Annotated in this window: 21 protein-coding genes; 12 read left to right on the top strand and 9 right to left on the bottom strand. The window is 67.7% G+C overall.

Annotated features, from left to right (window positions below; all coding sequences use genetic code 11):
• Positions 1-179: 179 nt before the first annotated feature.
• The gene (gene raiA, locus Q0A27_RS00435) at positions 180-860 is read left to right on the top strand and encodes a ribosome-associated translation inhibitor RaiA (protein WP_291473123.1); all 681 of its coding nucleotides are present in this window, start codon (positions 180-182) and stop codon (positions 858-860) included.
• Positions 861-1,047: 187 nt separating this feature from the next.
• Positions 1,048-3,606, top strand: coding sequence for a preprotein translocase subunit SecA (secA, locus tag Q0A27_RS00430; protein ID WP_291473122.1), 2,559 nt, complete (start codon positions 1,048-1,050; stop codon positions 3,604-3,606).
• Positions 3,607-3,616: 10 nt separating this feature from the next.
• Here secA and Q0A27_RS00425 read toward each other — a convergent pair whose 3' ends face one another.
• Complete coding sequence (locus Q0A27_RS00425; RefSeq protein WP_291473121.1) at positions 3,617-4,177, bottom strand: Rv3235 family protein; 561 nt, start codon at positions 4,175-4,177, stop codon at positions 3,617-3,619.
• A 58-nt stretch (positions 4,178-4,235) separates the two neighbouring features.
• Between Q0A27_RS00425 and Q0A27_RS00420 the strand changes: the two genes are divergently transcribed.
• Together Q0A27_RS00420 and Q0A27_RS00415 are read left to right on the top strand one after the other, a co-directional pair.
• The gene (locus tag Q0A27_RS00420; protein WP_291473120.1) at positions 4,236-4,646 is read left to right on the top strand and encodes an HAD family hydrolase; all 411 of its coding nucleotides are present in this window, start codon (positions 4,236-4,238) and stop codon (positions 4,644-4,646) included.
• An 8-nt stretch (positions 4,647-4,654) separates the two neighbouring features.
• On the top strand, positions 4,655-5,161 hold the full coding sequence (locus Q0A27_RS00415; RefSeq protein WP_291473126.1) for a hypothetical protein: 507 nt from the start codon (positions 4,655-4,657) through the stop codon (positions 5,159-5,161).
• Positions 5,162-5,271: 110 nt separating this feature from the next.
• On the opposite strand, the gene katG is transcribed toward Q0A27_RS00415, so the two are convergent.
• From katG to Q0A27_RS00400, 3 genes are read right to left on the bottom strand one after another with little or no spacing between them, the layout of a single operon-like run.
• Complete coding sequence (gene katG, locus Q0A27_RS00410) at positions 5,272-7,518, bottom strand: catalase/peroxidase HPI (protein WP_291473119.1); 2,247 nt, start codon at positions 7,516-7,518, stop codon at positions 5,272-5,274.
• Between the two features lie 33 nt (positions 7,519-7,551).
• Positions 7,552-8,049 carry a Fur family transcriptional regulator gene (locus tag Q0A27_RS00405; RefSeq protein ID WP_291473118.1) on the bottom strand — a complete coding sequence of 166 codons (498 nt, stop codon included), beginning with the start codon at positions 8,047-8,049 and terminating at the stop codon, positions 7,552-7,554.
• Positions 8,050-8,092: 43 nt separating this feature from the next.
• Positions 8,093-8,428, bottom strand: a complete 336-nt coding sequence (locus tag Q0A27_RS00400) for a TetR/AcrR family transcriptional regulator C-terminal domain-containing protein (RefSeq protein WP_291473117.1) — start codon at positions 8,426-8,428, stop codon at positions 8,093-8,095.
• A 187-nt stretch (positions 8,429-8,615) separates the two neighbouring features.
• On the opposite strand from Q0A27_RS00400, the gene Q0A27_RS00395 reads away from it, so the two are divergent.
• Positions 8,616-8,840, top strand: coding sequence for a hypothetical protein (locus Q0A27_RS00395; RefSeq protein ID WP_291473116.1), 225 nt, complete (start codon positions 8,616-8,618; stop codon positions 8,838-8,840).
• Positions 8,841-9,188: 348 nt separating this feature from the next.
• Here the strand turns inward: Q0A27_RS00395 and rsgA are convergent, their stop codons facing one another.
• The gene (gene rsgA, locus Q0A27_RS00390) at positions 9,189-10,223 is read right to left on the bottom strand and encodes a ribosome small subunit-dependent GTPase A (protein ID WP_291473115.1); all 1,035 of its coding nucleotides are present in this window, start codon (positions 10,221-10,223) and stop codon (positions 9,189-9,191) included.
• Between the two features lie 5 nt (positions 10,224-10,228).
• Positions 10,229-11,512, bottom strand: a complete 1,284-nt coding sequence (gene aroA, locus Q0A27_RS00385) for a 3-phosphoshikimate 1-carboxyvinyltransferase (RefSeq protein WP_291473114.1) — start codon at positions 11,510-11,512, stop codon at positions 10,229-10,231.
• 34 nt (positions 11,513-11,546) lie between these two features.
• On the opposite strand from aroA, the gene Q0A27_RS00380 reads away from it, so the two are divergent.
• The 3 genes from Q0A27_RS00380 to rsrA all read left to right on the top strand — a co-directional run bounded on the left by Q0A27_RS00380 (position 11,547) and on the right by rsrA (position 13,270).
• Complete coding sequence (locus Q0A27_RS00380) at positions 11,547-12,221, top strand: SOS response-associated peptidase (protein ID WP_291473113.1); 675 nt, start codon at positions 11,547-11,549, stop codon at positions 12,219-12,221.
• 63 nt (positions 12,222-12,284) lie between these two features.
• Positions 12,285-12,947, top strand: coding sequence for a sigma-70 family RNA polymerase sigma factor (locus Q0A27_RS00375; RefSeq protein WP_291473112.1), 663 nt, complete (start codon positions 12,285-12,287; stop codon positions 12,945-12,947).
• A 5-nt stretch (positions 12,948-12,952) separates the two neighbouring features.
• Positions 12,953-13,270, top strand: coding sequence for a mycothiol system anti-sigma-R factor (gene rsrA / locus Q0A27_RS00370; protein ID WP_291473111.1), 318 nt, complete (start codon positions 12,953-12,955; stop codon positions 13,268-13,270).
• Between the two features lie 387 nt (positions 13,271-13,657).
• Here the strand turns inward: rsrA and Q0A27_RS00365 are convergent, their stop codons facing one another.
• Positions 13,658-13,918, bottom strand: a complete 261-nt coding sequence (locus Q0A27_RS00365) for a WhiB family transcriptional regulator (protein ID WP_291473110.1) — start codon at positions 13,916-13,918, stop codon at positions 13,658-13,660.
• A 457-nt stretch (positions 13,919-14,375) separates the two neighbouring features.
• Between Q0A27_RS00365 and Q0A27_RS00360 the strand changes: the two genes are divergently transcribed.
• Positions 14,376-14,798: a hypothetical protein gene (locus tag Q0A27_RS00360; protein ID WP_291473109.1), complete on the top strand. Its 423-nt coding sequence runs from the start codon at positions 14,376-14,378 to the stop codon at positions 14,796-14,798.
• A gap of 14 nt (positions 14,799-14,812) precedes the next feature.
• Here Q0A27_RS00360 and Q0A27_RS00355 read toward each other — a convergent pair whose 3' ends face one another.
• Both Q0A27_RS00355 and Q0A27_RS00350 read right to left on the bottom strand, forming a co-directional pair.
• Positions 14,813-16,081 (bottom strand): hypothetical protein, encoded by a 1,269-nt coding sequence (locus Q0A27_RS00355; protein ID WP_291473108.1) that lies wholly within the window; start codon positions 16,079-16,081, stop codon positions 14,813-14,815.
• Positions 16,078-17,433: a DEAD/DEAH box helicase gene (locus tag Q0A27_RS00350; protein WP_291473125.1), complete on the bottom strand. Its 1,356-nt coding sequence runs from the start codon at positions 17,431-17,433 to the stop codon at positions 16,078-16,080. Before Q0A27_RS00350 ends, Q0A27_RS00355 begins: the two co-directional genes overlap by 4 nt.
• A gap of 120 nt (positions 17,434-17,553) precedes the next feature.
• Between Q0A27_RS00350 and Q0A27_RS00345 the strand changes: the two genes are divergently transcribed.
• The 3 genes from Q0A27_RS00345 (at position 17,554) to Q0A27_RS00335 (ending at position 19,857) form a co-directional block, all read left to right on the top strand.
• Positions 17,554-17,775 carry a DUF3107 domain-containing protein gene (locus Q0A27_RS00345; protein ID WP_291473107.1) on the top strand — a complete coding sequence of 74 codons (222 nt, stop codon included), beginning with the start codon at positions 17,554-17,556 and terminating at the stop codon, positions 17,773-17,775.
• Positions 17,776-17,844: 69 nt separating this feature from the next.
• Positions 17,845-18,882, top strand: coding sequence for a DUF3152 domain-containing protein (locus tag Q0A27_RS00340; RefSeq protein ID WP_291473106.1), 1,038 nt, complete (start codon positions 17,845-17,847; stop codon positions 18,880-18,882).
• A gap of 18 nt (positions 18,883-18,900) precedes the next feature.
• On the top strand, positions 18,901-19,857 hold the full coding sequence (locus Q0A27_RS00335) for a TIGR02569 family protein (RefSeq protein WP_291473105.1): 957 nt from the start codon (positions 18,901-18,903) through the stop codon (positions 19,855-19,857).
• Positions 19,858-19,872 lie beyond the last annotated feature (15 nt).

The raw sequence follows: 19,872 nt of genomic DNA, 5'->3' as shown, positions 1-19,872 counted from the left end.
GGTGGAAACGGGCATCTGGTTTGCTAGCGGGGGTGCTTCGGGGTGATGAACAGGGGTGGGCGCGGCCCCCACCCGGTCCGTTACACAGGTACTGTGGCTGGCACAGAACAGGTCACCGGTACACGGGAAGCGGGACACCAGGTTCCGGCCCCGGGTGGCCAGGATTCGGGAGGTTGAGCATGGCTGTCAACGAGCAGACCACCGCAGCTGAGGGCACTGTCGCCCCGGAGACCCAGGTCGAGATCACAGGTCGGAACGTCGAGATTCCCGAGCACTTCGCCGAACGGGTGAACCAGAAGCTCGCCAAGGTGGAGCGCCTCGACCCGACCCTCACCTACTTCCACGTCGAGCTCCAGCACGAACGCAACCCGCGTCGTGCCGACGAGTCCGACCGCATCCAGATCACCGCCAGCGGTAAGGGCCACATCGCCCGCGCCGAGGCGAAGGAGGACTCCTTCTACGCCGCCCTCGAGGCCGCTGTCGCGAAGATGGAGCGCTCCCTGCGCAAGGTCAAGGCCCGTCGCAAGATCTCGCTGTCCGGTCACCGTGCGCCGGTGTCCGTCGGCGAAGCCACCGCGGAGCTCGTCCAGGAGGCGGAGAAGGCCCAGGAGACCCCGGGGCCCTTCGACGTCGACCCCTACGCCGACCAGTTCCTCCCCGGTCAGGTCGTCCGTGAGAAGGAACACCCCGCCACCCCGATCAGCGTCGACGAGGCGCTGAGCGAGATGGAGCTCGTCGGGCACGACTTCTTCCTCTTCGTCAACGAGGAGACCGGGAAGCCCTCCGTGGTCTACCGCCGCCACGGCTACGACTACGGTCTCATCGCCCTGAAGGCACCTGTCACCGGCCCCGGCGAGTAGCTCACTGACCTGACTGTCCCGGTTGACGCACCCGCGTCAGCCGGGACTTCCGTGTGTCAGGGGGACGAGGCGGGGTGAAACTGTCACGGCACGGGCGCGGGAGGGACGGTGGCCGCTATACTGACGGTTTGACTACGCTCTACAGCGCTTCATCCCGCTCAACCGGCAACAGAAGGACAGGCAGCACGTGCTAGGACTTTCGAAGATTCTCCGACTCGGCGAGGGACGGGCCGTCAAGCGGCTGTCCGCCGTCGCAGACCAGGTCATCGCCAAGGATGACGAGTACACCGCTCTCAGTGATGCTGAGCTGCAGGCGAAGACGGAGGAACTCAAGGAGCGTCTCGAGGCCGGGGAGACTCTCGACGACATCCTGCTCGACGCCTTCGCCACCGCCCGTGAGGCGTCCTGGCGCGTCCTCGGCCAGAAGCACTACAAGGTGCAGATCATGGGCGGTGCCGCCCTGCACTGGGGATATGTCGCCGAGATGAAGACCGGTGAGGGAAAGACCCTGACCTGTGTGCTCCCCGCCTACCTCAACGCCCTGTCGGGCAGGGGCGTCCACGTAGTCACCGTCAACGACTACCTCGCCAAGCGTGACTCGGAGTGGATGGGCCGTGTCCACCGCTTCCTCGGTCTGGGCACCGACGTGATCCTCTCCGGCAAGAAGCCGGCGGAGCGCCGCGACGCCTACAATGCCGACATCACCTACGGCACGAACAACGAGTTCGGCTTCGACTACCTGCGCGACAACATGGCGCACTCCCTCGACGACCTGGTGCAGCGTAAGGAACACAGCCACAACTTCGCCATCGTCGATGAGGTCGACTCGATCCTCATCGATGAGGCCCGCACCCCGCTGATCATCTCCGGTCCGGTCGGCGGCTCCTCCGAGTGGTTCACCGCCTTCTCCCGCATCGTCCCGAAGATGACCCTCGACATCGACTACGAGGTCGACCGTCGCAAGAAGACCATCGGTGTGCGTGAGGAGGGAGTGGAGTTCGTCGAGGACCAGCTCGGCATCGACAACCTCTACTCCCCGGAGCACTCCCAGCTCGTCAGCTACCTCAACAACGCCATCAAGGCAAAGGAGCTGTTCACCAAGGACAAGGACTACATCGTCCGCAACGGCGAAGTCATGATCGTCGACGAATTCACCGGACGTATCCTCCAGGGCCGCCGCTACAACGAGGGCATGCACCAGGCCATCGAGGCCAAGGAGAATGTCGAGATCAAGAACGAGAACCAGACTCTCGCCACGGTCACGCTGCAGAACTACTTCCGCCTCTACGACAAGCTCGCGGGTATGACCGGTACCGCCGAGACCGAGGCCGCCGAGCTGAAGTCCATCTACAAGCTCGACGTCGCCCAGATCCCGACGAACAAGGCCAACCAACGCACCGACGACATCGACCTGGTCTACAAGACCCAGGAGGCGAAGTTCGCGGCCGTGGCCGAGGACATCGTCGAGCGTGTGGAGAAGGGGCAGCCGGTCCTCGTCGGTACCACCTCGGTCGAGCGCTCCGAGTACCTGTCTAAGCTGCTGCAGGCGCGGCACATCAGGCACAGCGTCCTCAACGCGAAGTACCACTCGCAGGAGGCGGAGATCATCGCCCAGGCAGGACGCCTCAAGGCCGTCACCGTCGCGACGAACATGGCCGGCCGTGGTACCGACATCGTGCTCGGCGGCAACCCTGACATCATCTGCGATATCACCCTGCGTGAGCGCGGCTTCGACCCGGTCGAGAACCCGGAGGCCTACGAGACGGCCTGGGACGAGGAGATCGTCAAGGCCCGTGCCAAGTCCGAGGAAGAGGCGGAGAAGGTCCGCGAGGTCGGTGGTCTGTACGTCCTCGGTACCGAGCGGCACGAGTCCCGTCGCATCGACAACCAGCTGCGTGGTCGCTCCGCGCGTCAGGGTGACCCGGGTGAGACCCGCTTCTACCTGTCGATGCGTGACGACCTGATGACCCGCTTCGTCGGACAGACGATGGAGGCGCTCATGACCCGCCTCAATGTCCCCGACGACATGCCGATCGACTCGAAGATGGTCTCCAACGCCATCAAGGGTGCCCAGTCGCAGGTCGAGAACTCCAACTTCGAGATGCGCAAGAACGTCCTGAAGTACGACGAGGTCCTCAATGAGCAGCGCAAGGTGATCTACAGCGAGCGTCGGCAGATCCTCGAGGGTGAGAACGTCGGTGGTCAGGTCCGCGCCATGATGGACGACACCATCGCCGCCTACGTCGACGGTGCCACCGCCGAGGGCTACGTGGAGGACTGGGACCTCGAGGAGCTGTGGAACGCCCTCGATGCGCTCTACGGCCCCGGCGTGAAGGCGCAGGACCTCATCGACGGCGACGAGTTCGGCCGCTCCGGTGAGCTCTCCGCCTCGCAGCTGCTCAAGGCACTGCAGGAGGACGCTCACGCCCAGTACGACGAGCTCGAGACCGCCGTCACCGCCGTCGGTGGTGAGGAGCAGATCCGGCAGATGGAACGCGGCGTCCTGCTCAACGTGGTCGACCAGAAGTGGCGCGAGCACCTCTACGAGATGGACTACCTCAAGGAGGGCATCGGCCTGCGCGCCATGGCCCAGCGTGATCCCCTGGTCGAGTACCAGCGCGAGGGCGGCGACATGTTCCGCCGCATGAATGACGGCATCAAGGAGGAGACGATCCGTCAGCTATTCCTGGTCCGTAAGCAGTTCCAGGAGTCGGCCGCGAAGAAGCAGGCCGAGGCCGGGGCCTAGTCCCCGGTGGTCAGACCAGGGTGACGCTCTCGACCCGCCAACGCGAGTCGTGGCGGCCCAGATGACCGACGAGAGCGCGTACCCGCCCACTGACCGCCACACTGGCGGTGAAGGACAGCCGGCGGTGGTGCGACGGGGGAAGGTGCACACGCAGTAGCCGGGACGGGGTGGATCCTGGCGCTGTATCTGTCCTGGTGGCGTCCAGCGACTCCCGGATCAGGGCCCGCAGGTCGTCCAGGACAGCGGGGGAGAAGGGGCCACGGCGCAGGGCGGTGACCGGACGCCGTCCGTCGAAGGCCTCCAGCCACAGGCGCAGCAGCCGGGTGATCTCCGCGGTCGCCGCGGCCCTCGCCGGAGTGGTCCCGTCCGTTCCTGAGAGCACGCCGTCAGCCTCGGTCGGCCGGGTGCCCCGCGACGTTGTCGCGGCATCGGCACCCGGCATGTCGGCCCGGTCGGCCCGGGCAGTCCGGACGGTCGCGGCACCGGCGGGGCGGCGCAGGTACACCATGCCCGGCAACGGTGCGGTGTGCGCGGCGGTCACTTCCGTGGATGTCTTCCCCGAGGTCCCCATGGCCACATCCTAGACCGTGACGGGCGGCAGGGGGAGGGGACGTGGCACAATGACGGGTATGCGAGCACTGATTGTGGACTACTGTGGCGTCCTCGACGGGGCGGAGGAGGACCGGCGACGCTGGCGCAAGGTCCTCACCGCCGCCAAGGACGCCGGCTACGGCACTGCCATCCTCTCCAACGATCCGGGGGGTCCCGCCGCCGACCCGATCCGCAGCTGGCAGGAGGCCGGTTACGTGGACACGGTCGTCCTCTCCGGCGAGGTCGGGGTGGACAAGCCGGACCCGCGGATCTTCCGGATCACCGCCGAGCGTCTGGACGTGGCAGTCAAAGACTGCATCCTCATCGACGACTCGATCCTCAACATCAAGGGTGCTGTCGAGGCCGGCCTCATCGGCGTGTACTACCAGCAGTTCGACCGGGCGATCGTCGAGATCACCGGCCTGCTCGGTCTCGAAGGGACCTTCTGACCATGAGCGTGCGCGTCTACCTGCCTGCCACCTTCGACATGCTCGGAACCCTCGCCAAAGAGGGGAAGATGCCGGTGCGCTCCGGTGTCGGCTTCTCCCTGACCCCGGCACTGCGGGAGTTCTTCACCGCCGGTGACGACGAGGAGATCGAGTACCACGCGTTCCTGGAGGCGTCGCGGGCCTCACTGCGCCTGCTGACTGCCGGTGGGGAGGAGAAGTTCCCGCACCGACGTGTGGTGATCTCCGCTGACCTGCCCGAGGAGTCGGTGACGGCGAACGCGGAGAAGGGGGAGGCGGTCGTGGACGTGTTCCCGGCGCTGCTGGAGACCTCACAGCTCGTGGCGATCCATGTCGACGACGAGGGCAATGAGCCGGCGACGGCTGCGGCCATCGAGGTCGTCGACGCCGCCGATCTGGGGGACGAGGACGCCGAAATCACGCTCGGTGACTGCGAGGACAACCTCATGAGCTGGTACGACTCGAAGGAACTCGGCGTCCTGGTGGACCTGCTCTAGTCCCTTGACGCCGGGTCCTCTGCCGACACAGCAGAACCCCTGCCGGTCCAGGAGAAGATCCTGCCGGCGGGGGTTCAGTGTGACCGGGTGGTCGGGCCCGGTCAGCCCTACTAGCGGTGCAGGTCGAAGCGGTCAGCTTCAGTGACCTGCGCCCAGGCGGTGACGAAGTCGTCGACGAACTTGTCGGCGGCGTCGTCGGAGGCGTAGACCTCGGCCAGTGCACGCAGCTCGGAGTTCGAGGAGAACACCAGGTCGGCACGGGTACCGGTCCAGAGTTCCTCGCCGGTCTCACCGTCGGTGCAGGTGTAGTGGCCGGGGTCGGCGTCCTTCGGGGTCCACTCGTTACCCAGGGTGAGCAGGTTGACGAAGAAGTCGTTGCTCAGCACACCGGGACGGTCGGTGAGGACACCGTCGGTGGAACCGCCGTGGTTCGCGCCGAGGACACGCAGGCCGCCGACCAGGGCGGTCATCTGCGGGGCGGTGAGGCCCAGCAGCGCAGCCTTGTCGACCAGCAGGTGCTCGGCCGGGTAGTCCAGGGACGCGCTCTGCCAGTTGCGGAAGCCGTCGGCCTCGGGCTCGAGGAAGCCGAAGGAGTCCACGTCGGTCTGTTCCTGGCTAGCGTCGACACGCCCCGGGGTGAACGGCACCTCGACCGTGCGCCCTGCCTCGGCGGCCGCTTTCTCGACTGCGGCGTTGCCGGCGATGATGATGAGGTCGGCCAGCGAGACCTCGCGCGGGGCGTGGTTCTCGTTGAACTCGGCGCGCACGGACTCGAGGATGTCGAGCGCCTTCGCCAGCTCGGCAGGCTCATTGACTTCCCAGCTGCGCTGCGGCTCCAGGCGGATACGTGCACCGTTGGCGCCACCGCGCTTGTCGGTGGAGCGGAAGCTCGAGGCGGAGGACCACGCGGTGGACACCAGGCGGGCGGCCGACAGACCGGAGTCCAGAGCGGCCTGCTTGAGCTCGGCGACGTCCGTGGCGGTGATCTGTTCACCGGTGGCCTCGGGCAGCGGATCCTGCCAGACGAAGGTCTCCGAGGGGACCTCGGGGCCGACGTAGCGGGAGACCGGGCCCATGTCGCGGTGGGTCAGCTTGAACCATGCGCGGGCGAAGGCGGCGCTGAAGGCAGCCTGGTCATCCTTGAACTTCCGGGAGATCTTCTCGTAGGCCGGGTCGACGCGCAGCGAGATGTCGGTGGTGAGCATGCGGGGCTCACGGCGTCCGTCGGAGTGCGCCATCGGCACCATGTCGGCACCGCCGTTGTCCTTCGGACGGTAGTGCCAGTGACCGCCCTCGCCGCGGACCGGCTCCCACTCGTAGGCGAAGAGGATGTGGAAGAACTCGTTGTCCCAACGGGTCGGGTGGTAGGTCCAGGTGACCTCCAGGCCGGAGGTGATCTGGTCGTCACCCTTGCCGGTGCCGTGGAAGTTCTGCCAGCCGAGACCCTGGCGGTGCAGCGGGGCGCCCTCGGGATCCGGGCCGACGTTCTCCTCGGTGTCGGGGGCGGCACCGTGGGTCTTGCCGAAGGTGTGGCCACCGGCGATCAGGGCGACGGTCTCTTCGTCGTCCATGTTCATCCGGTGGAAGGTCTCACGGATGTCGTGGGCGGCGGCGGCCGGGTCCGGGTTGCCCTCCGGGCCCTCCGGGTTGACGTAGATCAGGCCCATGGTGGTCGCGCCGAACGGCTTCTGCAGCTCACGGGTGGTCTCGTTGGTGCCGCTGTAGCGGGCGTCCGTGCCGAGCCAGTCGGACTCCGTACCCCAGAACACGTTCTCCGGCTCCCAGACATCCTCGCGGCCACCGCTGTAGCCGAAGGTCTCGAAGCCCATGTTCTCCAGGGCGACGTTGCCGGCGAGCACCATGAGGTCTCCCCAGGACAGGGACTTGCCGTACTTCTTCTTGACGGGCCAGAGGACGCGGCGGGCCTTGTCGAGGCCGCCGTTGTCGGGCCAGCTGTTGAGCGGGGCGAAGCGCTGCTGACCGGTGCCGGCGCCACCGCGGCCGTCGGAGGCACGGTAGGTGCCGGCGGCGTGCCAGGCCATACGGATGATCAGTGGACCGTAGTTGCCGAAGTCGGCGGGCCACCAGGGCTTCGAGGTGGTGAGGACCTCTTCGATGTCCTTCTTGACCTCGGGGAGATCGAGCTGCTCGAAGGCGGCGACGTAGTCGAAGTCAGGGTCGGTGGGCCGGATCTCCTGCGGGTTGTGCGCGAGCAGGTGCAGGTTGAGGCGCTTCGGCCACCACTGTTGGTTGGGGTTTCCCTCGGTGGGGAGGACGAGGCGGTCGTTGGTCGGGCCCGGTGCGGGCTCGCCGGAGCCCCCGTGGATGACGGGGCAGCCGGTGGTCGTGTCAGTCATGGTGTTTCTCCTGGTCTGTTACCGCAGAGTGGTTCAACGGGAAGTGGGTGTTGCGTGGTGTGTTGAATGCCGGTGGTCGGCCGGCGGTCGGATCCCTTCGCGGGCGGCACAGTCGTCGCAGACGGCCCGGAACGTGATTTCCGCGGAGAGGATGGTGCTCATGCCGTGCGTGTCACTGGGGGTGAGGCACGGGGCCTCACCGATGACGCACTCGACATCCTCCAGACGACCGCAGACCACGCACTGGATGTGGTGGTGGTTGTCGTCGGTGTCTGTCTCGTAGCGTGCGCCGGTGGCGCCGGGCAGGTCGATACGGCGGAGGACGCCGTGTGCGCTCAGATCGTTCACGACATTGTGGACGGACTGCATGGAGATCGACGGAAGCTCCGTACAGATACCGGCGTGCACCTCGGCGGCGGAGCTGTGCGGGTGGGCGTCGATGTAGCCCAGGGCGGCGAGGCGTCCCGGGGTCGCCCGAAGTCCCGCATTCCGCACGCGGTCGGCCCAGGTGTCAGTCGGTTCTGTGCGCATGGGACCCATTATGCACTCACTTTTGAGATTCTGCAATATTGACCTAATCAAATATGGTGGCGGACCGGATCTGCTGGGGATATGCCGTGGGGCGGCATGGTGCCGGAGGCTGCTGAGCTCCGGCTCGGGAGGAGATGATTCCCTCGACGCCGTGGTGGATGATGAGTTGCAGTCCGAAGTCGAAACCGGCGTCCCATGTGGCGTCTAAGGCATCGGCATCCAGTGATGCCTGGTGGGGGAACCGTCCGGACGTCAGCTGCGTCCCGAGGAAGTCGCTCTGGGTCTCCCGGTACTCCTCGTCGGGCATCCCGGACTCGACCGCGGCACCGGTCCACTGGAGTTGCTGACGGACCGCACCCAGGACATATGAGTCGGACATATGAGTCGATGGAGGTCACCAGGTTCATGATCTCCCGGTCGCTCAGGGGGGAGGTGCAGGGCCCCTCGATGAACAGTTCGAGGTCATCCATGCTTGAGGGGCCGAGTACAGGGCGGTTCCAGTTGGTCCGGATGGTCCAGGGGTGGGTCAGGTACAGGGCGCGGGGGAGGGATACGTCGATTTCGCGATGCCCGGAGTGTTCGCGATGCCCGGAATGTCCGCGATGACCATGGCCCTCGGTTTCATGGACCGGTTCCGGTCCATGCCGATGTCCGATATCCTCCGCGCGGCACTGGATCTGCTGGTCATCACCATCGTGGCCCTGCTCATCGGTTGGCGACCGGGCGGTGAACTGTGGGGGGGGGGACGCTTCTCGCGTTCGTTCTGCTGCTCTGGGTCCGGCTGGCGCTGATCCTCGTCGGAATCTTCCCGGGGCTGTGTATCAGCAACACGGAGACCGCCGGAATGCTCTTCGCCGTCGCTTTTCCGCTCGTGTTCATTTTCTCGGTGTTCACTCCGCCGGAGATGATGCCGGGCCGGCTCGGAGCGATCGCCGCCTGGAATCCTGTGTCATCCACCGCGACGGCGATCCGGGAACTCTTCCACTCGCCGGGGGGCGGAGGTCCTCGGGTCCGGTTACCGGATCGACGGCCATGCGATGGCCGGTGCACTGATCTGGCCCGCACTGACCATCGTCATTTCCGTTCCGCTGTCGGTGCGGCAGTTCCGACAGCTCTCCCGCTGATCACGAAGGACGCCGCTACACCTCCCACTCGTTGTTGGACCGCAGTGCCTCCAGCAGGACGCGCACCGCTGTGACGCGCCGGGCGCTCGCACCGGTGAGCTGGTCGAGGGCACATTCCGGATCAGCCGGCGGGCCGGCGTGGGTACAGCCGCGTGGGCAGTCCTCCACCACGTCACGGAGGTCCTCGAAGACTCCGATGACCGTCTCCGGATCGACATGTGCCAGCCCGAAGCTCCGGATGCCTGGCGTGTCGACGATCCAGCCGGCGTGCGTTGCGTCCTCGCCGTCGGCACCGTCCCTGCCGGGCAGCCGCAATGCGACGGACTGCGTCGAGGTGTGACGTCCCTTGCCGACCCCGGAGACCACGCCGGTCGCCCGGTCGGCGTCCGGCACCAGCCGGTTGACCAGGGTGGACTTGCCCACACCGGAGTGTCCGATCAGTGCGGTGAGGTGACCCCGCACCAGATCGGTGACCGGGGTCAGAGGATCGTCCCGGCCGCAGACCACGACCTGTACGTCCAGGTCGGCGAACTCGGCGGCGAACTCCGACGGATCCGCCAGGTCAGACTTCGTCAGGCAGATCACCGGGGTCAGGCCCCCGGCGAAGGCGGCGATCAGTGCCCGTTCGACGAACCCGGAGCGCGGCGGTGGATCAGCGACCGCGGTGACGATGAGCAGCTGGTCGGCGTTGGCGACCACGACGCGCTCATAGGAGTCCGTGTCATCGGCGGTGCGGCGCAGCACGGTCTTCCGGTCCTCCAACCGCACGATGCGGGCCAGGGTCCCGTCGGCACCGGAGGTGTCTCCGACTACGGCGACCCGGTCGCCGACGACGACGGCGGTGCGTCCCATCTCCCGGGCACGCATGCAGATCGCCGGGGGAGTGTCCGGGGACGCACCGTCGATGACGACGCCCCAGCGTCCCCGGTCCTTCGTCACGACCATGCCGGTCTCGGCGTCCTTGTGGGACGGTCGGTCCTTCGTCCGCGGTCGGGACCCCTTCCCCGGACGCACCTTCACATCGGACTCGTCGTAACGGCGCCGGCCCATATCCGCTACGCTCCCACCATCTGTGCCCAGCGCGTCTCGAACCCGGGCAGCGTCTTCGTCGTGGTGGTGATGTCCTCGACCTGCACCCCCTCGACGACCAGGCCGAGGATCGCCCCGGCGGTCGCCATCCGGTGGTCGGCGTAGGTGCGCCACAGCCCCCCGTGCAACGGAGCCGGGTCGATCACCAGACCGTCGGCGGTCTGCGAGACGCCGCAGCCCAGGCCGGTCAGCTCCGCCTCCAGGGCGGCGAGCCGGTCGGTCTCGTGACCGCGCAGGTGGGCGATGCCGTAGAGGTGGCTGCGTCCCTTCGCCAGGGCGCACAGCGCGGCCACGGTGGGGGTCAGCTCGCCGATATCGTGCATGTCCCAGGTGATGCCGGTGAGAGCACCCCCCTCGGCGCCTCGGACGATGAGCTCACCGGTGTGCGTGGCGAGGTCGACTGCCGCCCCCATGTCCTCCAGCACCGCGCGGAACTGGTCGCCGGGCTGGGTGGTCTGCGCCGGCCAGTCACGCACCCGCACCTCGCCGCCGGTGACAGCAGCCGCGGAGAGGAACGGGGTGGCATTCGACAGGTCGGGCTCGACGGCCCAGTGGCGTCCGCGGACCGGGCCGGGGTGGACCGTCCAACGGTTGAAGCTGACGTCCACGGTGACACCGGCGTCGCGCAGCATCTCCACGGTCATCTCGATGTGCGGCTGGCTGGGCACGGCGCCCCCGACATGGACGACGGTGACACCCTCGTCGAAGCGCGCACCGGCGAGCAGCAGTCCCGAGACGAACTGGGAGGACGCCGAGGCGTCGATGCGCACCTCGCCACCACGGATCCCGCCGTTGCCCGTGACAGCGAAGGGGAGCGGGTTCCTCGGGTCGTCCGAGGCCTTGACCGTCGCGCCCAGGGCCTCGAGCGACTCCAGGGTGGTGCCCATCGGACGAGCCTGGGCCTCCCGGTCGCCGTGGAACCACACGTCACCGTCGGCCAGGGCGGCGACGGCGGGCAGGAAGCGCAGTACCGTTCCGGCGAGACCGCACTGGACCTCACCGCCGTGCAGTGCACGCGGCGTCACGGTGATGGTGTCTCCGTCGGTGACGACGGTGGTCCCCATGGTCCGCAGGGCGTCCGCCATCAGCTGCGTGTCGCGGCTCTGCAGTGCTCCGGTGATCTCGGAGGGGCCGTCGGCGAGTGCGGACAACAGCAGCGCCCGGTTGGTGATCGACTTCGATCCCGGAACAGAGACGGTGGCGGTGACGGGGGACGGGGCGACCGGCGCGGCCCATGGAGTAGGGGTCATGGGCTCCAGTGTAGTTTGGCCTAGGCTGGATTCCATGTGCGGTCGCTACATCCTGTTCACTGCCATGGAAACCCTGCTCACCGGCCTGTCAGAGAGGCTCGGTGAACAGGTCACGGCACTACCCGGGGACTGGTTGCGGCCCAGCTGGAATATCGCGCCCACCCATCGCGTCGCCGTGGTGCGTCGTTTTGGAGGACGCCTCGTGCTCGGCCCGGCGGTCTGGGGCTTCCCCGCCCCGTGGAAACCGGGGACCGTGCTGTTCAACGCGCGTGGCGAGACGGCCTTCGACAAGGCGTCCTTCCGGAACGCTGAACCCGCACTGGTCGTCATGGACGGCTGGTACGAGTGGAACGCGGTGTCCGGGACGAAGACGCCCTACCTGGTGACCGGGGACGGCCCACTGGTCGTCGCCGGGCTGGTCACACGAGACGAGGAGGGTGAACTGCGGGCGACCGTGGTGACCACGGCCTCGGCGGACCCGGTGGAGTGGCTCCACGACCGGATGCCCCGGGTGCTCGCCGATGATGAGGCGGCGGTCTGGCTGGACGGGGGAGAGGAGCTGCGCGAGACGGCGTCCCGCGTCCCCGGTGCGCAGGTCCGCGAGGAACTCACCACCTGTCCGGTCGACCGTCGGGTGGGCAACGTCGCGGTCAACAGACCTGAACTCATCAGGGGCACAGGGGATGCAGAGGCTACGATGGGGGAATAACGTCGCACGTCCGGACTGTTGTGCCGGACGGAGCGGCAGAGCGCCGACCGACCCAGAGGAGCCATGACCAACACCGTGAAGCGCACCAGTGACAGCGACGAGCAACTGCTCGCCCGCTTCGAGGCTGACGCGCTGCCCCTGCTGGACCAGCTCTACGGCGCCGCCCTCGGGATGACCCGGAATCCGGCGGACGCCCAGGACCTGGTCCAGGACGCGTACATGAAGGCCTACCAGGCGTTCGGCTCGTACAAGCCGGGGACGAACCTGAAGGCGTGGATGTACCGCATCCTCACCAACACCTACATCAACCAGTACCGCAAGGCGCAGCGCCGGCCCAAGGAGACCTCCGATGAGGCGGTCACCGACTGGCAGCTGGCGGATGTGGCGTCGCACGACTCGACGGGGCTGCGCTCCGCCGAGATTGAGGCGCTGCAGCGGATCCCGGACTCCCGGATCCGCGACGCACTCATGGAACTCTCCGACGACTACCGCATGGTCGTGTACTACGCGGACGTCGAGGACCTCCCGTACAAGGAGATCGCCGAGATCATGGGGACGCCGATCGGCACGGTGATGAGCCGGCTGCACCGCGGACGCAAGCAGCTGCGCACGAAACTCAAGGATGTCGCCGCCGAGCGGGGGATCGGACTCGATGCCACGGCGGCGGCGAAGACTGCGAAATCCTCGGCGACATCTTCGGCGACCGCAGCAACGACGAAAGCGTGATGACGATGACTGACAAGCAGACGAACCTCCCGTCCGACTGCGATGATCTCGTGGACGTTCTCTACGAGTACGTCGACGGCGGCTGTGACGAGAACCTCCGGGACAGACTGGCCGAGCATGCCGAGAACTGCCCCTCGTGTCTCGAGCAGCTGGGCATCGAGCAGCAGGTCCGGGAGCTTCTCCGGGTGCGGTGCTGCGACTCCGCCCCGACGGACCTGCGTGGACGCATCGTCACCGCGCTGCACACCTCGTCCGTGCTGCGGACCACCGACGGCACCGTTACCGAGGTCTCGTCGATGCAGGTGCGCATCCGACGAGGTTGATGATCCCCCTCGCGGCGTCCTCACAGCTTCCCTGCGAGGACGCCGTTGCCGTACATGATCGTGACGGAACGGTCCTTTCCGTTGTTCCGGGAGACCGGATCCGTCATGATCGTGCACACACCCGGTGTGCAGACACAGCGAATGACAGAGGCCCGGTCCGGAGAATATCTCCGGGCCGGGCCTCTGTCAGGTTCGAACGCGTATCAGCTGTTCGGACGCTTACCGTGGTTCGCGCCCTTCTTGCGACGGTCCTTACGCTTACGGCCACGCTTGCTCATGGTCACTCCTTATGTGCTCTGACGGGATGTCCCCGAAAGAACACTCCCGGGGTCTACAACTGCACCAGTCTAACGGTGAGTCCTGCGAAGGCCTAAACCGGAACCGGTTCTAGACGGTGGTGCGGGTGCGGGTGCGGCCGCGGTTGTTGCGGCGCTTGAGGGCGCGGCGCTCGTCCTCGCTCATGCCGCCCCAGACGCCGGCGTCCTGACCGGAGGAGATGGCCCAGGCGAGGCAGTCGTGGGTGACGGGGCACTTGTTGCAGACGAGCTTGGCCTTGGCGATCTGGGCCAGGGCCGGGCCGGAGTTACCGACAGGGAAGAACAGCTCGGGGTCTTCGCTGCGGCAGATTGCTTCGTGGCGCCAGTCCATGATGATCTTCTCCTTGGATGTGGTTAGTCAGTGTCCTACAGGACTTACGGGTCTTAGCGGTGCAGTGCAGGTGTGGTGCGGACGCGGTCAGGTTTCGGGCGCGTGGAGCGCGTCCGGGCGTCAGAGACCGGGGTCCGGGTCGTCGGGGGGTTGTGAACAGTGGTGTGACGGTGCCGGCAGCGGTGGGCTGTGCGCCGGGGTGCGTCGCCGTGTGGAGAGGGGGCAGATCCTCCGGTTAACCGGGGTGTAACCTGCAGGCCCTCTCGCTGTTACGTGTTAGATCATGGCACGGATCTCCGACCTTCGCTAGGGCTGAAAGGAAAAGAGTGTGCCATATCACAGTACTTCGATTTGGTCGATCTGGTAAGGGTGGGTTAACAGACAGTTCGGTCTCCCGTGTCTCTGCGGTAACCGTCGGTTTCACAGCTGCCGCAGGACGCCGCTAGGATCGGTGGCCATGATTGCCAGCCCCCGCCCTGATGACAGCGACCTTTCCCTCGTTCTTCCCCGGAGCGTCCGCTTCGCCGGCTGGCTCGGTCTGGTCGAGGGCGGGATCGGCCTGGTCATCGCAGTGGTTCTCATCGTGCGGGAGGCCAGCGGCGTCCACAATGATGCTGTGAGCGGCTACGGCACCGCGGCCTGGTTCATCATCTTCGGCGGCATCGTCGCCCTCGCCGGCTGGTTCCTCAAGGACGGGCGCCGGTGGGGACGTGGCCCGGTGGCGATGACCAACATGATCCTCGTGCTGGTCTCCGTCTACATGTTCTCGTCGGGACGCATCGACCTCGGCCTGCCCACCGCGTTGGTCGGCATCGCCGGGCTGGCCATGCTGTTCAACGCGGACGCCGTGGACTGGGCCGCACGCCGCTACGACAGCTGAGAGGCAGGACGCCGTCAGGACGCCGTCAGTCCCACGATCGTGTCACCACGCTGTTCAATGACGGTGCTGCCCTGCACCCGCAGGGTCACCGGCCCGGTCCAGTCACCACGGTCGACAGGGATGACCTTCTCCGTCTTCCCGTCGGCCCAGTCGACGACGGCGATTCCGCCGGTGACCGGCAGCAGGAGGCGTTCCCCCATCGCTGCTCCGGTGCCCAGGGCGGGCACCGAGAACCTCGGGTCCAGGTCCGTCGGACCGAAGGCGACGAGTCGCTGACCGTCGAACCAGGTCATGTGGTGGGGGAGGTCGGCGGTCTGCGCGGCGGTGGCGAACGCCGGGTCGGCCGGGTCCGCAGGATACTGGTCGAAACTCCCGTCGGTACGCAGCACCTGGAAGCGGGATCCCTCCTCGTCCTCGGGGTCCTTTGCCCGGATGCCGTTGCCGGGCACGTAGATCAGTGCGGCCTCCTGGCCGACGGCGACGAGCTCGGAGCCTTCCGGCACCGTGAAGTCGTGGGTGACCTCCGGGGAACCGGAATCATCCGGGTCGGCGTTGAGCAGGCTGACGGTGCGGTCGCCGTCGGTGTCCCCGGGACACTCCATGGTCACGGCCAGGACCTTCTTGCGGGTCAGCGCCGAGCTGAACCGGCAACCGTCGGTCGGCTGGGCCCCGGCGTTGACCGTGACTTCCTGGTGGCCCACCTCGACGGTGCGGACCAGGTCGGAGCGCCACAGTTCCACCCGGTCCTCACCGAGGATCCCGACGTGGTCGAGGGAACGGAAGGTGCTCACGTCGTCGGAGGCGAGGGCGGAGCGGGTGTCGACGTACTGTCCGGTGGCGATGTTGAAGCTGGTGGCCTCCCCGCAGCCTTTCGGCCCGCGGTAGACGGTGACCAGGCGGGTCCAGCCGCCGGTGACACCGCACAGGTCGCGGTCACGGGAGTAGGACCACACTTCGTGGCCGTCGGACGCGTCGAGCACGGAGACCGTGGACCCGTCGGTCCGGACCACGGCACCGTCCATGGTCAGGGGTTCGGGGGCGGTGTCCGGGTCGGTGGTGGTGCGCCACGCCTCACGCAGGGCATCCGGCACCGGGACGTCATCGGCGGTCGAGGGGGCGATGGCGTCCCCCGGTGCGGCGGTGGTGTGGTTGGTGCCGCGGGTGTCGGAGAACAGCCAGCCGCCGCCGACGAAGGCCAGGGCTGCGACGGTGAGTCCGGCGGTGACCGCCAGGTCGGTGCGGGTACGGCGTTCCGGCCGGGGAGAGGTGGTCCGTCGGGTCAACGGCGGGCAGCCTTCCGGTCCCTCCGGCCACCACGGTTGTCGCGGTCCCTGCGGGCCGGGGCGGTGGCGGCGGCGGAGCCCTGGACCCGCACGGCGCGTCCGACCCGGTCGGTGATGTCCTCGGGCAGGTCGAACTCGGCGAGGAACTCCGGGGAGGTCGAGAACCAGCGCGGTGGGGCGGGGTGACCGAGGTTGAGGGTGTCGTCGATGGCCTGCCACCGGGTCAGGTCGTCCCAGTCGACGAGGGTGACCGCGACGCCGGAGTGCCCGGCCCGACCGGTACGTCCGATGCGGTGGACGTAGGTTTTCTCGTCCTCCGGCACCTGGTAGTTGATGACGTGGGTGACGTCCTCGACGTCGATGCCACGGGCGGCGACGTCGGTGGCGACCATGATGTCCACGGAGCCGTCGCGGAAGGCGTCCAGCGACCTCTCACGGTCATTCTGCCGCATGTCACCGTGCACCGCGCCGACCCGGAAACCGAGCCCGGCCAGGTCCTCGGCGACCATGGCGGCGGAGCGCTTGGTGCGGGCGAAGACGATCGTGCGGCCACGGCCGGGGGTCTGGAGGATCCGGGCGAGGACACTGACCCGGTCGAGGCGGTGGGACTGGAAGACGATCTGCGTGGTGGTGGCGTGGGTGGCCCGGGAGGAGGAGTTGTCTGCCCGCACGCGCACGGGCCGGTGCATGAAACTACGGGTCAGGGCGACGATCGGCCCCGGCATCGTCGCGGAGAAGAGCATGGTCTGCCGGTTCGGGGAGGTCTGGGCCATGATCGCCTTGACGTCGTCGAGGAAGCCCTGGTCGAGCATCTCGTCGGCCTCGTCGAGGACGAGGACCTCGACGTGGGCCAGGTCCAGGAGATTCTGCCGTGACAGGTCGAGCAGGCGGCCGGGCGTCCCCACGACGACGTCGGTGCCGGCATCCAGCGCGGCGGTCTGCTTCTCGAAAGGCACGCCGCCGTAGATCGCGGTGACGCGGAACGGGCGGCTGCCCCCGGCGGCCGAGTCATCGGGTGCGGTCAGCCGGGTGGACGCTCCAGTGAGGTCCTCGGCGACCTGGAGGCACAGCTCGCGGGTCGGGACGACGACGAGGCCGCGCACGGTCCCGTCGAGTTCGGTGACGTCGGCGTCGTCGAAGAGCCGGTCGAGCATCGGGACGCCGAAACCGAGGGTCTTGCCCATGCCGGTACGGGCCTGTCCGATGAGGTCCTTGCCGGTCAACGCCAGTGGGAGGGTGCGTTCCTGGATCGCGAACGCCCGGTCGATCCCCTGGTCGGTCAGGGCATCCACGATTTCGGCGGCGACGCCGAGGCTCCGGAACGTCGGTCGGCTGCTCTCCACTGCCACCATCCTCATCTGTGAGTCCGTTGATGTCGTCTTCAAGTCGCTATGATGGTCAAGGTTACAGTGCTCAACGGTTACCCAACCACTGAGCAGTATTTTCGTCTGAAAGGTGTGTGGACTTCCCACATGGATATCAAGGTCGGTTTCGTCGCCTCTCCCCGTGACATCGTCATCAACTCCAAGGAGGACCGGGACGCGCTGCTCGCCCGTGTCGAGGAGTTCCTCGCCGCGGACACCGGCACCCTCAAGCTGGAGGACGCCAAGGGGGCCGTGACCCTCCTGGTCCGCGACCAGGTCGCCTTCATCGAGGTCGGCGCGTCCGCCGCACGCACCGTCGGCTTCATCTGATCTGCAGCTGATCCGGCCGCCCACACCCGGCTCCCCTCCGGGGAACCGGGTGTGACAGTCTCTTAGACCGTGACCCACAGATTCCCGGACCCGTTCGACGACGTCCCCGACCATTACCGGGACCGCCTGGTCCGTGGTGGGGCGGGAAGCTACGGTCGACAGCCCGTACCCGCGGTCTACCGCCGTCGCCGCTGGGCCGCCGTGGGCGTCCTCGTGGTGATCCTCGTGACCCTTGTGGTGCTGGTCCGCGCTGTGGCCGGGGGCTCCGGCGATTCCGGGGACGTGTCGGCGTCCCCGGACAATGACGCCGCGGCGACGGCCTCGGTCACCGGCTCCCGGGAGGCCACACCCGGCCCCGTGCCCGGTGTGCCGACCTCCGACGAGGTCGGTGAGCTGCCGCCCGGGGGAGAGGTGACCACCACGGGGCGTGGTACCTGGCGTGGTGTCGGTACCGCCGGCGCGGTCGCCGGCGACCCGGACGCCGCAGGCACCCGGACGGTAACCTATGTCGTCGAGACCGAGCAGGGGATCGACACGGCGTCCTTCGGCGGCGGGGACAGCTTCGCCTCGATGGTGGACGCCACCCTGGCCGACCCACGGTCCTGGATCGGGAACAAGGGCGGTGGTGATGACGGGATCGCCTTCCGGCATATCAGCGTCACCAGTTCCGACACCCCGGACCTCCGGATCCGGCTGACCAGTCCGGAGACGACCAGGAAGCTGTGCGGTGGCGAGATCGAGCTGGAGACCAGCTGTTTCGTCAGTGGCGGGGACAACAGCGGCAGCAGCAGTGGCGCCGCCGGCGACGGCCGCGTCATCATCAACCTGGCCCGCTGGGTCCGCGGTGCCCTGCCCTTCGCCGGTGATCTCGGTTCCTACCGTCAGTACGTGCTCAACCACGAGATCGGGCACGGGATCGGCCATTCCGCCCACCAGCCGTGCCCGGAGGACGGGACGCTCGCGCCGGTCATGATGCAGCAGACCCTCAGTCTCGCGAACAAGGACCTCATCGAGCTCGACGCCGGTGCGGAGTACATGGGTGACGACAAGGACGCCGGGAATGCGGTGTGCCGGGCGAACGCCTGGCCACATCCCGAGGGGGACTGAGTAGTTAGAGTGGTACCCATGTCTGATTCGACCCGCAACACCGCCCCGACGGAGGGCGTCCGTGGCGCCTTCCAGATCGGCTACGCCACCCCGGCCCTGCTGGGGGACGCCTGGGGCGACGGGTGGCGGTGTGACCATGTCGTGCTCGTCCCGGTCTCCGATCCGGCACGCGGCACCTGGACCGCTCAGGTCATGGACCGGATCCGCCCTTCGGGTGTGACTGTGCCCCGGCCGCTGCGGTCCACCGACGGACGCTACTCGGTCGGCGGTTGGACGGCCCGGGCGTTCGTGTCCGGGCACCGGGCACCCCGGTTCGACGAGGTGGCCGCCGCCGCACTGAGCCTGAACAGGGCACTGGCCGGGGAGCGGCGTCCGTCCTTCCTGACCGGGGGAGGTTCCGGTCGGGCCCCGGCGTCCTCCCGGGACAGCGTCGGGGACGTCGACCTCTTCGCTGCTGCCGAGGCTGCGGCCTGGGCGGATGATCCGACCGACCTGCTGGCCCCGGTGATGGATCCCGGGGCCGTGCCGCGTGAGGACGTGGCCGCGGCGATGGCGAAGGCGGCGAAGCTGCTGCCGTTGCGCGACGAGGTCACCGCCCCTGACCAGCTGGTCCACGGTGACATGCTGGGGTGCACCGTTTTCGACGGGCTCTCCGATCCGGCGGTCGTCGACCTGGTGCCGGCGTGGCGTCCGGCGGTGTGGTCGGTGGCGTTGCTCGTGGTGGACGCCGTGGCGTGGGCGAGCGCGGAGGATGACCTCATCGACCGGTGGTCCCATCTTCCGGACTTCAACCAGTTGCTGCTCAGAGCGGTGATCTACCGGATGTTCGTCCATGCGGTGCTGCCGGACAGTCAGTTGGAGGCCTGGCCTGGACTCGAACGGGTGAGCGATATTGTAGGGGTGCGGATCACCGGCCGGACCGGCCGGGATGACATGATCGGTGACGATCTCTCGGACGACGCGACAGGCGAGTAGGGGACGGAGAACACC

The organism is Corynebacterium sp., assembly GCF_022712275.1.
Taxonomy (GTDB): Bacteria; Actinomycetota; Actinomycetes; order Mycobacteriales; family Mycobacteriaceae; genus Corynebacterium.
The sequence above is the reverse complement of the archived record's forward strand: the minus strand, read 5'-3'. Positions and strand labels throughout refer to the sequence as shown.